The sequence below is a fragment of the Ruegeria sp. HKCCD7296 genome (genome assembly GCF_013110775.1).
In the GTDB taxonomy this organism is placed as follows: Bacteria; Pseudomonadota; Alphaproteobacteria; order Rhodobacterales; family Rhodobacteraceae; genus Ruegeria.
In genome coordinates this window covers 397,694-410,833 of record NZ_WVRF01000001.1, presented here as the reverse complement: position 1 = coordinate 410,833, position 13,140 = coordinate 397,694, and the positions used below count along the sequence as shown (strand labels likewise).

Sequence of the window (13,140 nt, the reverse complement as noted above, 5' to 3'; positions counted from 1 at the left end):
CCGCCTGCTTGTGGCGGCGCCCTCATCTACAGAAAGCGGGAAATGACAGGTTTATCCATCGAAAACATCTCCATGCGCTTCGACCTGCCTAACGGAACGGCCGTGCAGGCGTTGAAGGATGTCACGTTGCATCTGAACGAAGGCGAGTTGATGAGCGTGCTGGGCCCCTCAGGTTGCGGCAAGACCACACTGCTGAACATCGTTGCGGGTTTTCTGGCCCCGACCGAAGGGCAGATCGTGATGAATGGCCACACGGTCACTGGCCCTGATGCCGAACGTGGCATGGTGTTTCAGAAGGGCGCTTTGTTCGAATGGATGAGCGTGCGTGATAATGTAAGCTTTGGCCCTCGGATGAAGGGGCAGAAGGAAGCGCAATACGCGGCCGAGGTCGATCATCTACTTGAGGTCGTGGGGCTTCAGGACTTCAAGGAAAAGGCTATCTACGAATTGTCTGGCGGGATGCAGCAGCGTGTGGCGCTGGCGCGGTGTCTCGCAAATGACCCCGATGTCATCCTGATGGACGAACCGCTTGGCGCGCTGGATGCGCTGACCCGTGAAAAAATGCAATCGCTGGTTCTGAAGCTGTGGAAGGAGACCGGCAAGACAATCATCCTGATCACCCACTCGGTGGAAGAAGCGCTGCTGCTGGGCGAGCGTCTGCTCGTGATGGCACCCAGACCGGGGCGCATTCACAAGGAATATCGCCTCCCCTTCGCAGATATGGGCGTCGACCAGGATCTGCGTGAGGTCAAAAAACACCCTGACTTCGCCACCAACCGCGAAGAGATCCTGGGCATGATCTGGGACATGGAAGAAGAAATCATGGGTCGGACGGAGGCAGCGCAATGATCCCCATTCTGATCTATATCGCGATATTTATCGGCGCTTTCTTTGTGGTCAAACTGGTGACTGCAGGCACAGACCGCCATGATTTCACCTCACTTAAGACGGTCACTTTCGGCGATGAAAGCGCCGTTGTCTCGGATCGTAAGGCATCAATCATCTCGATCATCGCCATCTTCGTGCTTTGGGGCGCATTCACCGGGTCGGCCTTGTTGCCGTCCTTCTTGCACGCGCCCGGTCCTTATGTCGGAGAGGGCTCATTCACCTACACTGTTGAAACGGCTGATGGTCAGACCGATGACGCCTCAGTGACGGTGATCGTGCACCCTGCGGACGCACCGGTGGATGAACCCGAGGTCGCGCCCGGCGATGGATTCGCCAAGGACGATGCCGTTGTGGTGCAGGCCTATCGCAGTAAGTTGGCCCGCCTTGACCGAAATGATGAGATCGGTCGTGACGAAGGTGCAAAGATCGTTGCCGTGAATGGTCAGTCGATTGAGCCGGGTGGTTCTGTGAACACTGATTTCGGTCGTGTGGTCATGTCGCAGCGCGGCACGCTCAACATCGACCCGGACAAGGGCTGGCAGATGGAGCCGATCTGGCTGCCCGCACCGGAAAACGTTTTCGAGCGCTTGGGCGAGATTGCCAGCGAAGGCTTCCGGAATTTCACCCTTTGGGAGCATCTGGGTTACTCGCTGTTCCGCGTGATCGTGGGCTTCCTACTGGGATCGCTTGTGGGCATTCCCTTGGGCTATGCCATGGGTCTGTCCAACTGGTTCCGTGGCTGGTTCGACCCGATTGTCGAGTTTATGCGCCCGGTTCCGCCGCTGGCTTTGATCCCGCTGGTGATCATTTGGGCAGGGATCGGTGAGGGTGGCAAGATCATCTTGCTGTTCCTGGCTGCGCTCTGGATCATGGCGATTGCGGCCCGTTCTGGTGTGTCCGGCGTGAACATCTCGAAGGTACACGCGGCCTATTCCCTTGGGGCGTCAAAGTGGCAGGTGATGCGCCATGTGATCATCCCCAATTCGTTGCCCGAGATCTTCACCGGTGCGCGGGTTGCGATGGGCGTCTGCTGGGGCACGGTTGTTGCTGCTGAACTGGTCGCCGCTGAAAAAGGGGCGGGCATGATGATTATGGTTGCCTCCAAATTCCAGAATACCGACATCGTGATCATGGGCATCATCCTGATTGGTGTCATCGGCTTCGGCATCGACATGCTGATGCGATGGGCCGAACGTATTCTGGTGCCCTGGAAAGGCAAAAGCTGATATAGACTTGCACCAGACGTCAATACACGTCTGGGTGCACCCATAAAGATCATGAGGCGCGGTTTCCCGGTCAGGGTGCCGCGCCTTATGTGTTTTGCGCCTACCGCGCCACTACGCGTGTTGCAAAACGGACCAGCGATATATCCAGTTTGCTGACCGATAACGCCCATTTGGCTCTTGCGTTCGGTGTCGGTGGCTGAGATTGTCTGCCCCAACCGTTGGGGTGCCCTATTTGCAGGGCTGAGAGGCGTGGCTGCGTTAACCCATCGAACCTGATCCGGGCAATTCCGGCGTAGGGAACGGTCTTTTGAATGCAGACAGTTTTCCTACATCGTTGCCCAAAGAAGATGGAGCGACGATATGGCTGCAATTGCCTTGACCATTGCGGGATCTGACAGCGGCGGCGGTGCCGGAATACAGGCTGACCTGAAGGCCATGTCAGCACTTGGTGTTTTTGGTGCAAGCGTGATCACCGCCGTCACCGCACAGAACACGCAGGCCGTCACAGCGGTGCATGGTATTCCTCTGGACGTGATCGAGGCGCAAATTCAAGCGGTGCTGGGCGATCTGGATGTCAAAGCTGTCAAGATCGGTATGCTGGCAACACCTGAGATCATTCAAACCGTCGCAAACGGGTTGGCCGACTTTCAGCGACCCATTGTTCTGGACCCGGTGATGATCGCCAAGTCTGGTGACGCCTTGCTGGCGCAAGAGGCAATCCAGACCTTGCGCGATGTGCTGTTGCCGATGGCGGCGGTTTTGACCCCAAATCTGCCCGAAGCTGCTTGCCTGTTGGATGCAAAAGAGGCCGAAACACCCGATGAGATGGCCGCCCAGGGTCAGGCTCTTTGCGCTTTGGGTGCGCGCGCTGTGTTGATGAAAGGCGGTCATGGTGCGGGTGAGGTATGCCATGACTTGCTGATCGATCCGACGGGTATCGTGGCAGAGTTTCAGGCCCCGCGCCGGAACACCAAAAATACGCATGGGACTGGATGCACTTTATCGTCCTCGATTGCCGCGGGTTTGGCAAAGGGTCTGACGATGCAGGATGCCGTTGCGCAGGCGCATGAATACCTGCAAGGCGCGATTGGACGCGCAGATGAGCTGAACGTGGGTTCTGGGCACGGTCCGGTGCATCATTTCTATCAGGTCTGGCCCAAGTGACCGTCTGGTCTGTCATAGGAGCCGGGGTGGCCGGTCTGGCCGTCGCCAGCGAACTGATGTCGCGCGGCGCGAAGGTGCAGGTGTTTGATCCCGGCGGCCCGCCAGGCCCGCACGGATGTTCATGGTGGGCCGGGGGTATGCTGGCACCCTGGTGCGAATACGAAAACGCGGAAGAACCGGTGCTGAGACTGGGTCAGCGGGCAATCGATTGGTGGGCTGGTCGCACAAAGGTACAGCGGTGCGGTACGCTGGTTGTCGCCAATACACGAGACCTGCCGGACCTACGCAGATTTGCGCGTCGGACCGAAGCGTTTGTGGAAGCCGATCGCGCAAAAATTGCTGAATTAGAGCCTGATTTGCACGGGTTTGGGAAGGGCCTGTTCTTTGACCAGGAAGCCCACCTTGATCCCCGCCAGGCATTGCAGGACCTACACCGAGGCTTGAAGGAACAAGGGGTGGAATTCCATCGCAAATTGGCCCCTGCACAAATTGAGCACGCGATCGACTGTCGCGGACTGCACGCACGCGAATACCTGCATGATCTTCGGGGTGTGAAGGGTGAGATGCTGATCGTGCGTTGCCCGGACGTTGAGTTGACACGCCCCGTGCGTCTTTTGCACCCCCGAATGCCGCTTTATATCGTGCCCCGGGGCGATGGCATCTACATGCTGGGCGCGACCATGATCGAAAGCGAAGACAGCAGCCGCATCGCGGCCCGATCCATGCTGGAACTGCTCAGCGCAGCCTATGCCCTGAACCCGGCCTTTGGTGAGGCCGAGGTGTTGGAAATCGGCGTCGATCTGCGTCCCGCCTTTCCCGACAATTTGCCCCGCATCCGTCGCTTGGGTCGGACAATCTATGCCAACGGACTTTATCGGCACGGCTATCTGCTCGCCCCGGCTCTGGCGCAGGGTGTGGCGGATTTGGCGCTGGACAACACACATACGGAGATGGTCGATGAAGATCGTGCTTAATGGCGAGACGCGGGATGTGCGCGCCGAAACCCTGGCCGAGCTGCTAGAGGAATGCGGCTTCACTGGCCGCGTTGCCACCGCAGTGAACGAAGACTTCGTTCCTTCCAGCCTGCGCGTCGCGCACAAACTGGCCGATGGCGACCGGGTCGAAGTCGTTGCGCCGATGCAGGGGGGATAAGGATGAAAACCTTTTATGGAACGGAACTGCCCAACCCGCTGATGCTCGGCACGGCCCAATACCCCAGCCCTGCCATTCTGGAGCAGGCTTTCCGTGACAGCGGTGCGGGTGTTGCAACCGTATCCCTGCGCCGTGAATCCGGTGCGGGGCAGACCTTTTGGCAGATGATCCGGGAGCTTGGCGTCCTGATCCTGCCTAACACAGCTGGCTGTCATACAGTAAAAGAGGCCGTGACCACAGCCCATATGGCCCGCGAGGTGTTTGAGACCCCGTGGATCAAACTGGAACTGATTGGGCACACCGACAGCCTGCAACCGGATGTGTTCCAGTTGGTCGAAGCCGCCCGTATCCTGACCGAAGACGGGTTTCAGGTGTTCCCCTATACCACTGACGATCTGATCGTGGGCGAACGCTTGTTAGAAGCAGGGTGCGAGGTGCTTATGCCTTGGGGTGCGCCCATTGGGTCTGGGCGTGGTCTGAACAACGAATACGCCTTGCGCGCTATGCGGGCCGAGTTTCCGGATGTTCCGTTGGTGGTCGATGCCGGTATCGGTCTGCCCAGCCATGCGGCCCACGCAATCGAACTTGGCTATGACGCCGTCCTTTTGAACACGGCCGTGGCTCGCGCCGGGGATCCTGTTCTGATGGCCAAAGCGATGGCGCAGGCGACACTGGCCGGGCAATTGGCCCATCAGGCGGACCCGATTGAGGCGCGCGATATGGCTGAACCCTCGACCCCCGTTGTTGGAAAGGCATTTCTGTCATGACGCTGGACCGTTTTTATCCGATCTTTGATCACTCGGATTGGCTGCGCCGGATGTTGCCGTTGGGTGTCAAACTGGTGCAATTGCGCGTAAAGGATCAGCCTGATGATGAGGTTCGCGACCAGATAGCGGCCTCGCGCGATTTGTGCCGCGATCATGGGGCAGTTCTGGTGATCAATGATTATTGGCAACATGCCATCGATCTGGGATGCGACTGGATTCACCTTGGGCAAGAGGATCTGGATGATGCTGACCTGAAAGCCATCCGAAAAGCGGGTCTAAAGCTGGGTGTTTCAACTCATGACGATGATGAGCTTGAGCGCGTGTTGGCAATGGATCCCGACTATGTGGCACTGGGACCGGTCTATCCAACCATCCTGAAAAAGATGAAATGGCATCAACAAGGCCTGCCCCGCGTGACCGAATGGAAGGCACGTGTTGGCGACATTCCCTTGGTTGGTATCGGCGGCATGAGCGTCGAGCGCGCAGCGGGGGTGCTGGAGGCCGGGGCCGATATTGTCTCGGCCGTGACGGACATCACCCTAAACGCGGATCCCGAAGCGCGGGTGCGCGCGTGGATCGAGGCGACGCGATGAGCCGCTATACCCGTCAGACGCTTCTGCCTGAAGTGGGCGCCGAAGGGCAGGGCCGCTTGTCTTCAGCTCATGTTCTGGTGGTGGGAGCAGGCGGGTTGGCCGCGCCGGTCCTGCCGCTTTTGGCCGGGGCCGGCGTTGGGCGGATCACGATTGTAGATGGTGACACTGTGGATCTGTCGAATCTGCATCGGCAAACCTTGTTTGCTGAGGCAGACTGTGGACATCCAAAAGCCGAACGCGCTGCTGACCGGTGCCGTGCATTGAATGCCGAAGTTGAAGTTGTCGCCCTCAATCACGCCCTTACAAGCGAAAACGCGGCTTCCCTGGTGGCGCAAGCCGATGTCGTTCTGGATTGCGCCGACAGTTACGCGGCCAGCTATATCCTGTCGGACACGTGCCTCGCGCAAGGTAAACCGTTGATCAGCGCTTCGGTTCTGGGGTTTTCGGGCTATGTCGGTGGATTCTGCGGCGGAGCCCCATCCCTGCGCGCTGTGTTCCCGGATGCGCCGGACAGTGGGGCCAGTTGCGCGACAGCGGGCGTTCTGGGTCCTGTGGTTGGCGTGATCGGGGCGATGCAGGCACAGATGGTGCTGAACCTGATCCTTGGGCTGGAGCCTTCGCCCTTGGGCCAGATTGTGCAGTATGACGCGCAAACCCTGCGCAGTACGGGGTTCCGCTTTGACGATGCGCCCGAGCCGAATACGTGCTTCCGCTTCCTATCTGTTAATCAACTGACGGATGCCGACCAAATCGTGGAGTTGCGCGGTATAGAAGAAGCACCAGTTCCAGCACACCCTGACGCCATCCGTATATCACCTGAAAACTTGCAACAGATAGACCCTAATAAAGGGAAACGGCTTGCTCTTTGCTGTGCGACAGGCCTGCGCTCGTGGCGTGCGGCGGAACACATGCAACCGAATTGGCCAGGCGAGATTGTCCTCGTCGCGGCCTCAACCTCGTGAATGAAAAGGAAACGCGAGACATGAAGAAGCTGATGACAGCCATAGCCCTTTTGGCCGCCGCGCCAGCCTGGGCCGAAGACAAGATGACAGTCCTGCTGGATTGGTTCATCAACCCTGACCATGGCCCTATTATTGTGGCTCAGGAAAACGGCTATTTTGCCGAGCAGGGCCTTGAGGTCGAAATCGTCCCGCCCGCGGATCCGTCCGCCCCGCCGCGTCTGGTTGCTGCTGGGCAGGCGGACCTGGCCGTGTCGTATCAGCCCCAGCTGCATCTGCAAATCCACGAAGGGCTGCCCCTGAAACGCGTTGGCACACTGGTTGCAACACCGTTGAACTGCCTTCTGGTGCTGGAAGATGGCCCGATCAAGTCGCCCGCAGACCTCAAGGGTAAGAAGATCGGTTTCTCGGTTGCGGGTGTCGAAGAGGCCATCCTTGGCACCGTTCTGGGCAAATATGACGTTGCTCTGGACGATGTTGAGATGATCAACGTCAACTTCTCACTCTCGCCCTCGCTGATGACTGGCCAGGTCGATGCGGTGATCGGCGCGTACCGTAACTTTGAACTCAATCAGATGGATATCGAAGGTCGTCCGGGCACTTGTTTTTACATCGAGGAAGAAGGCGTGCCATCTTACGACGAGCTGATTTATGTCGCCAACCCCGAGACGATGGACAAAGACAAGATCGCCCGCTTTTTGGCTGCGACCGAAAAAGCGACCCAGTATATCGTCAACAACCCGGAAAAAAGCTGGGAGATCTTCGCAAGCACGTCGCCTGAACTGCAAGATGAGCTGAACGCCCGCGCTTGGGTCGATACGTTGCCACGTTTTGCACTGCGCCCTGCAGGTTTTGATGCCGGTCGGTATGCCCGGTTCGAGGCGTTCCTGAACGAAAGCGGCATGATCGATAGCATCCTTCCGGTCAGTGATCTGACCATCGATGTTACCTCGCAATGAACGGGTATGGCAAAGCCTTCACGCTGATGCGTGATGCGGCGCAGGGGCCGTGGCGGGACTATACCCGCCACGCCTTTGTCGAAGGAATGAAGGATGGAACGCTGCCGCGTGAGGCGTTTCTTCACTATCTGCGTCAGGATTACGTGTTTCTGATCCATTTTTCTCGTGCGTGGGCTTTGGCAATTGTGAAATCGGAAACGCATTCCGAAATGCTGACAGCGGTCGGCACCGTGAACGCTTTGGTTGCGGAAGAAATGCAGCTGCACATCGGTATCTGTGAGGCTGCTGGAATCTCACAGGATGAATTGTTCGCCACCCCCGAACGCGCCGAAAATCTTGCATATACGCGGTTCGTCCTCGAAGCGGGATACAGCGGTGATCTGCTGGACCTGCTGGCAGCGTTGGCCCCCTGCGTTATGGGCTATGGTGAGATCGGTACCCGGCTGGCGGAGGAAGCGACGTCCGAGACCTATCGCGATTGGATCAACACCTATGCCGGTGAAGAGTATCAAGGCGCGTGCCAAGCGGTAGGTGAGTTGCTGGATTCGGCTCTAACAAGGCGACTTGGGGCGGATTTTGAATCTTCACCCCGCTGGCATCGTCTGTGTCAAACCTTCCGGACGGCGACTGAGCTGGAAGTGAACTTCTGGCAAATGGGCCTAACACCATGACCCGTGCGCCCGGTCTGACAATCAGCGGATCAGCCAAAATCGACGATGCGACCCTGTTTGCTCCGTTGACCTTGAACCTGGACGCGGGTGCTTGGACCTGTTTGCTGGGCGGATCGGGCGTGGGAAAAACCACCGTTTTGCGGTTGATTGCCGGGCTGGAAACCGGGGCCAAGTTCTTGGGCCAGATCACAGCAAGCGACGGTTTGCCGGTCTCGGATCGGGTAGCTTACATGGCGCAGGATGATCTTCTGTTGCCCTGGGCGACAGTGGCGCAGAACGTTTCGCTTGGCGCACGGTTACGGGGCGAAAAGCCTGATTTGGATCGGCGTGACCGCCTGATCAAACGGATGCGCCTCCAGGATCACATGACCAAGAAACCGTCCGAGTTGTCGGGGGGACAAAGACAGCGCGTCGCGCTGGCCCGTACATTGATGGAAGATCGGCCTATCGTGCTGTTGGATGAGCCGTTTTCAGCGCTCGACGCCCGGACACGCGCCGATATGCAGGATTTGGCGGCCGAAGCGCTGGTGGGGCGAACTGTCCTTTTGGTCACGCATGACCCAGGTGAAGCCGCGCGCTTGGGGCAGTCCATTGTTGTCATGACCGAACACGGCCTGACCCCATGCGACCCGCCTCATGCTCCGGCCCCACGCAGCGTGGATGATCTGGAAACGCTGGAAACTCAGGGTGCGTTGCTGCGGCTTCTGCGGGAGGACGCAGCATGAGGTATCTGTCGGCGCTAGCAGCCACTCTGTTTGCTCTGCTCATCTGGCAAGGGATCGTAACCTTGACCGGATTGCCAAAATTCATCCTGCCCGGACCAGCCGTGGTGGCTGAAACCTGGTGGCAGAACAGGTGGTTAATCGCCGAGCATGCGTGGATCACCGCAGTTGAAGTTGTCATAGGCTTAGCTGTCGGTACGGTGCTTGGCGTCATCACAGCACTGCAATTGGCGAATTCGCGCGCTGCGCGAGTTTTGGTGCAGCCCATGCTGGTGTTCACTCAGGCGCTGCCGGTTTTTGCGTTGGCGCCGTTGCTGACCTTGTGGCTTGGTTATGGTCTATGGTCCAAGGTCGCGATGGCGGTTCTGATCATCTATTTCCCGATCACCTCGTCGTTTTTTGATGGTTTGATGCGAGCACCTGCGGGCTTTCTAGACTTGGCGCGCACGATGCAGGCCAGCAAACGTTCGGTCCTGTGGTACATTCGCATTCCGGCGGCGCTGCCATCGTTGGCTTCGGGTATGCGTCTGGCGGCGGTTTATGCTCCGATTGGGGCGGTGATTGGCGAATGGGTCGGCTCGTCGCAAGGTTTGGGCTATCTGATGCTGCTGGCCAATGGTCGCGCCAAGACCGACCTGATGTTCGCGGCGATGCTGACGCTGGGTGTGTTCTCGATCCTTCTGCACATGATTGTCCGCCGCGCCACCGCGCGTATGGCAGGAGAGGGGCGTTAACCAATCAGAAACTGATTCTGCGTCAGGGTGAAGCTATGACCCAGAACGCCTTTGCCGAAGCCCCTATGCTGTTTGACACGGACGAAGCGCCCGCGCAGCCGCTGCCGTCAGGTCGGTTACCCTCCTACATAAAAGACCACCGCAAGCGGCTGCGCGAACGGTTCATGGCAGGCGGATCAGCGGCGATGCCGGATTACGAGTTGCTGGAACTGGTGTTGTTCCGGTCGATACCCCGGCAGGACGTGAAGCCGCTGGCGCGTGGTTTGATGGATGCGTTTGGCGATTTCAACCGCGTGTTGACCGCGCCGGAAGAACGTCTGCGGCAGATCAAAGGCGTGGGCGATACCGTGATCACGGATCTCAAGATCCTCGAGGCCTGCGCCCATCGGATGGCGCGTGCACGTGTTATGCAGCGGCATGTGATCTCGGGTTGGGATGCGCTGCTGGATTATTGTCACACCACCATGGCCCATCGCGAAACCGAGCAGTTTCGGGTGTTTTATCTGGACAGAAAAAACGTTCTGATCGCTGATGAAGAACAGGCCAAAGGAACCGTTGATCACGTACCGGTCTATCCGCGCGAGGTTGCAAAACGGGCGCTGGAGCTGAATGCTTCGGCCTTGATATTGGTCCATAACCACCCGTCTGGTGACCCGACGCCCTCGCAGTCGGACATCGACATGACCAACCGTATTCAGGATGCCTGTTCGGCCTTGGGGCTAACCCTGCACGATCACCTGATCATAGGAAAATCGACCGAGTTGAGCTTTCGGTCGGAAGGATTCCTGTAGCGCTTACTGAACCCAGATTTCGACCCGACGGTTAACTTTGCGGCCCCATTCCGTGTCATCGCAGGCCATTGGCATCGACTCGCCAAACCCTTCGGCTGAAACCTCGATACCTTCGGGCAGTGACGATTCCACAGCCGCCAGCACAGCGTTGCGCACGGTTTGCGCGCGCCGCAAGGCGATGCGGGCATTGGTGGCGGCCCCGCCGTCACCGTCGCTGAAGCCCGCAAACACCAGCTTGCGCGCCTTCAGCGTTCCGGTCTCAAGCATCTGGGCCAGTTGTTGAATGTTTGAACGAGACTGTGCGTCGGGGCGCGAAGAGCCGGGTTCGAATCGAACAGACAAGGATAGGCGCGAAAGTGGGCGCAGCGTGTCGATCATGCGCTGCAACTCCTCCAACCCGACCTCGGAGCCGCCTGTTAAGATGGCATTGGCCAGCCGGTCGCCCTGCACGTCAACCGGCAGGTTTTCGGGCGATTGATCCACATACCCCGCGCCCCGTATCGCCATCTGAGCCTCTGGGCTTTGGGTGTATGCCAGAAACTGTCGCGCGATCCGTGGCAGGCGTCGGTCCGGGAGGTAAAGGAACATCGGCAGAGTCAGCGGATAATCCTCGGTCTTGATAGATTGTCGGGTCGCGGCAAGAGGATGTCCGCATCCTCCGGTCAGTGGCAGGATGCGGGTGGTATTAGCTGTAGCTTTGCTGGCTATCCCAATTGAAAAGGGATCTTTTGCGACAGAGTCTGTCAGATCGCGGATTCGGCTGTGCGGGGTCGCTGTCGGTGACAATTCTGCATCCACGGTTTTCAAAACCTGGTCTTCAACAGCTTGCGAAAGTCCGGATCCTATTTCCGGGACATGCAAAGCAATCGGCGCGTCTGGGCCGCCCAAATCCGCCCAATTGGTCACTTCCCCGGACAGGATGCGGGCCAAATCCGCCATCGAGATTTGCTGCATCATGTTGTCGGCAGCGACCACCGGGACCATTGCGTCCAACGCAATGACGCGCGAGCGCCGCGCCCGTTTCAGATCACCCAAACCGGCAGCTTCGGCTTCCTCTCGTTCTGACTCACGCACTTCCCGCTGGGCCATCACAATATCTGTCTGATCCGCAACAAGATCACTGAATCCACGCGCCGTCGTGCCCACATCAAAATAAAACCGTGCCAGCGGTGCCGAGCGCTCAGCCTGTCTTAGTTCGTAGACAAAGCTGTCCGAATCCACACGCGCCGGGGTTGCGGTCAGGCTTTCTTGTTGCGCGAAGCCAATGATCAGCGCGGGCAGTACCGTTTCAGCCATAACGGATGAGCCGGAAAACCACAGCTCGGCCACAAAATCGGTCAGGTTCGGGCAGGCTGGACCGTCACATGTAACGCCCGATCCATCCACCGTGAGTGTGCCAAACTGCGTCTCTACGCGATAAAACTCGCCGTCAAAGCCCAGCAGATTGCCGGTCACTTCGACCTTGCCGTCATGCGACGTCAGCGTGATGTCCTGCGCCAGAGCGCCAGTGGCAAATGAAATCAGCGCAGCTGCCGCTACACGGAATAATGTCATAAGAGAGCCGAACCTGCCTGCGGATTACTTTGCCGCAATTGTCAGGTCTGAGAGCAGATTTTTCAACACCAGAAACTCACCAGCCTGTGAACAATCAGGCAGGGTCAGCGACATGTCGCGTGACCGCAAGCGACGGTCTGACAGAAGCTCTAAAGCTTGCACGTTCAGCGTGCGCCCACAATTTGCTTCTGTCACTTCGGCCTCGACCGTCAGGTCAATTGTACCGGACTGATCCGATGCGCCTGCAGGAAAAGAATACACTTCGATATTCTGTGCCTTTTCGTGACCGATCTGACCCAGGCGCGAAACCTTTCCGGCGCCTTTGGCCGATGCGTCATCCCATACATGGCCATCGCCGCCATAGCTGGCACCGAACTCCAGAGCATGGATCTGCAATTCGGTCTCACCCTGCCATTGCAGGGCAACGCGATTGTATTGAGCAATGTCGGTGACGTGAGTGGTGGCGACAGTGCCGGTTTCATCTTCGAACGAAATCAGGAAAATCGCGTATTCCGACAAGGCCGGGATGGTCATTTGCAACCCGCCAGAGGCATCGGTCATTTGACTGACCGTCAAGCCACTGTGATGGACCTCAACTCGTTCTTCCGCGTTGCAGGGCGCTTTGAGCGAAACACGCGCCATCGCGCCCGAAACCGCAATTGCACGGGCACTGATATTACAATCCGACGGTTTGAGCGCGGAAGGAACCCCGCGAGGTGCCGAAGCTGCATTGCCGGGATTTGCATCAGAGGGCGTGGCAGACGTCAAAACAATATCTTCCAGTCCCGACAGAACCGAAGACTGTTCGGATGCCGAAGCGACATCAATTCCAGCCTGCGCGCCGTTGGGCTGCGCAGATGATCCGTTTTGCATCAGGTAGCCGATGCCCAAAGCACAGGCGACGGTACCGCACATGGTCACGTAGTTGCGAACTACAAACAAGACACCCTCCCCAGTTGA

The 13,140-nt window shown here is 58.3% G+C and carries 15 protein-coding genes and 1 riboswitch; of the genes, 13 read left to right on the top strand and 2 right to left on the bottom strand.

Going from position 1 to position 13,140, the window contains the following annotated elements; all coding sequences use genetic code 11:
- Window positions 1-42 precede the first annotated feature (42 nt).
- The 13 genes from GS632_RS02065 to radC all read left to right on the top strand — a co-directional run bounded on the left by GS632_RS02065 (window position 43) and on the right by radC (window position 10,626).
- Entirely contained in the window at window positions 43-849 is an 807-nt protein-coding gene (locus GS632_RS02065) for a taurine ABC transporter ATP-binding protein (RefSeq protein ID WP_171092888.1), read from the top strand.
- Window positions 846-2,114 carry an ABC transporter permease subunit gene (locus GS632_RS02060; protein WP_171178583.1) on the top strand — a complete coding sequence of 423 codons (1,269 nt, stop codon included), beginning with the start codon at window positions 846-848 and terminating at the stop codon, window positions 2,112-2,114. The genes GS632_RS02065 and GS632_RS02060 overlap by 4 nt, the downstream gene beginning before the upstream one ends.
- Before the next feature lie 209 nt (window positions 2,115-2,323).
- A riboswitch (TPP riboswitch) is annotated at window positions 2,324-2,430 on the top strand.
- Window positions 2,431-2,474: 44 nt separating this feature from the next.
- Window positions 2,475-3,278 (top strand): bifunctional hydroxymethylpyrimidine kinase/phosphomethylpyrimidine kinase, encoded by an 804-nt coding sequence (gene thiD / locus GS632_RS02055; RefSeq protein WP_171721588.1) that lies wholly within the window; start codon window positions 2,475-2,477, stop codon window positions 3,276-3,278.
- On the top strand, window positions 3,275-4,252 hold the full coding sequence (gene thiO / locus GS632_RS02050; protein WP_171721589.1) for a glycine oxidase ThiO: 978 nt from the start codon (window positions 3,275-3,277) through the stop codon (window positions 4,250-4,252). Before thiD ends, thiO begins: the two co-directional genes overlap by 4 nt.
- Window positions 4,236-4,430: a sulfur carrier protein ThiS gene (thiS, locus tag GS632_RS02045; RefSeq protein ID WP_171178577.1), complete on the top strand. Its 195-nt coding sequence runs from the start codon at window positions 4,236-4,238 to the stop codon at window positions 4,428-4,430. Before thiO ends, thiS begins: the two co-directional genes overlap by 17 nt.
- A 2-nt stretch (window positions 4,431-4,432) precedes the next feature.
- Entirely contained in the window at window positions 4,433-5,197 is a 765-nt protein-coding gene (locus tag GS632_RS02040) for a thiazole synthase (protein ID WP_171178575.1), read from the top strand.
- Window positions 5,194-5,790, top strand: a complete 597-nt coding sequence (locus GS632_RS02035; RefSeq protein ID WP_171620387.1) for a thiamine phosphate synthase — start codon at window positions 5,194-5,196, stop codon at window positions 5,788-5,790. The genes GS632_RS02040 and GS632_RS02035 overlap by 4 nt, the downstream gene beginning before the upstream one ends.
- Window positions 5,787-6,752 (top strand): HesA/MoeB/ThiF family protein, encoded by a 966-nt coding sequence (locus GS632_RS02030; RefSeq protein ID WP_171721590.1) that lies wholly within the window; start codon window positions 5,787-5,789, stop codon window positions 6,750-6,752. Before GS632_RS02035 ends, GS632_RS02030 begins: the two co-directional genes overlap by 4 nt.
- Before the next feature lie 20 nt (window positions 6,753-6,772).
- Window positions 6,773-7,708, top strand: coding sequence for an ABC transporter substrate-binding protein (locus GS632_RS02025; RefSeq protein WP_171721591.1), 936 nt, complete (start codon window positions 6,773-6,775; stop codon window positions 7,706-7,708).
- A complete protein-coding gene (gene tenA / locus GS632_RS02020; protein WP_171721592.1) occupies window positions 7,705-8,379 on the top strand; it encodes a thiaminase II in 675 nt (224 codons plus the stop codon). Before GS632_RS02025 ends, tenA begins: the two co-directional genes overlap by 4 nt.
- A complete protein-coding gene (locus GS632_RS02015; RefSeq protein WP_171620379.1) occupies window positions 8,376-9,104 on the top strand; it encodes an ABC transporter ATP-binding protein in 729 nt (242 codons plus the stop codon). The genes tenA and GS632_RS02015 overlap by 4 nt, the downstream gene beginning before the upstream one ends.
- The gene (locus GS632_RS02010) at window positions 9,101-9,835 is read left to right on the top strand and encodes an ABC transporter permease (RefSeq protein ID WP_171721593.1); all 735 of its coding nucleotides are present in this window, start codon (window positions 9,101-9,103) and stop codon (window positions 9,833-9,835) included. Before GS632_RS02015 ends, GS632_RS02010 begins: the two co-directional genes overlap by 4 nt.
- Before the next feature lie 35 nt (window positions 9,836-9,870).
- Window positions 9,871-10,626, top strand: coding sequence for a DNA repair protein RadC (gene radC / locus GS632_RS02005; RefSeq protein WP_171234674.1), 756 nt, complete (start codon window positions 9,871-9,873; stop codon window positions 10,624-10,626).
- A 3-nt stretch (window positions 10,627-10,629) separates the two neighbouring features.
- On the opposite strand, the gene GS632_RS02000 is transcribed toward radC, so the two are convergent.
- The gene (locus GS632_RS02000) at window positions 10,630-12,180 is read right to left on the bottom strand and encodes a phosphate ABC transporter substrate-binding/OmpA family protein (RefSeq protein WP_171721594.1); all 1,551 of its coding nucleotides are present in this window, start codon (window positions 12,178-12,180) and stop codon (window positions 10,630-10,632) included.
- Window positions 12,181-12,204: 24 nt separating this feature from the next.
- Window positions 12,205-13,122 carry a hypothetical protein gene (locus GS632_RS01995; RefSeq protein WP_171620371.1) on the bottom strand — a complete coding sequence of 306 codons (918 nt, stop codon included), beginning with the start codon at window positions 13,120-13,122 and terminating at the stop codon, window positions 12,205-12,207.
- Window positions 13,123-13,140: the final 18 nt, after the last annotated feature.

Excerpts from the sequence above, each read along its gene's own strand:
- GS632_RS02065 (WP_171092888.1), top strand. The coding sequence starts at position 43 with ATGACAGGTTTATCCATCGAAAACATCTCCATGCGCTTCGACCTGCCT.
- GS632_RS02060 (WP_171178583.1), top strand. The coding sequence starts at position 846 with ATGATCCCCATTCTGATCTATATCGCGATATTTATCGGCGCTTTCTTT.
- thiD (WP_171721588.1), top strand. The coding sequence starts at position 2,475 with ATGGCTGCAATTGCCTTGACCATTGCGGGATCTGACAGCGGCGGCGGT.
- thiS (WP_171178577.1), top strand. The coding sequence starts at position 4,236 with ATGAAGATCGTGCTTAATGGCGAGACGCGGGATGTGCGCGCCGAAACC.
- GS632_RS02040 (WP_171178575.1), top strand. The coding sequence starts at position 4,433 with ATGAAAACCTTTTATGGAACGGAACTGCCCAACCCGCTGATGCTCGGC.
- GS632_RS02035 (WP_171620387.1), top strand. The coding sequence starts at position 5,194 with ATGACGCTGGACCGTTTTTATCCGATCTTTGATCACTCGGATTGGCTG.
- GS632_RS02030 (WP_171721590.1), top strand. The coding sequence starts at position 5,787 with ATGAGCCGCTATACCCGTCAGACGCTTCTGCCTGAAGTGGGCGCCGAA.
- GS632_RS02025 (WP_171721591.1), top strand. The coding sequence starts at position 6,773 with ATGAAGAAGCTGATGACAGCCATAGCCCTTTTGGCCGCCGCGCCAGCC.
- tenA (WP_171721592.1), top strand. The coding sequence starts at position 7,705 with ATGAACGGGTATGGCAAAGCCTTCACGCTGATGCGTGATGCGGCGCAG.
- GS632_RS02015 (WP_171620379.1), top strand. The coding sequence starts at position 8,376 with ATGACCCGTGCGCCCGGTCTGACAATCAGCGGATCAGCCAAAATCGAC.
- GS632_RS02010 (WP_171721593.1), top strand. The coding sequence starts at position 9,101 with ATGAGGTATCTGTCGGCGCTAGCAGCCACTCTGTTTGCTCTGCTCATC.
- radC (WP_171234674.1), top strand. The coding sequence starts at position 9,871 with ATGACCCAGAACGCCTTTGCCGAAGCCCCTATGCTGTTTGACACGGAC.
- GS632_RS02000 (WP_171721594.1), bottom strand. The coding sequence starts at position 12,180 with ATGACATTATTCCGTGTAGCGGCAGCTGCGCTGATTTCATTTGCCACT.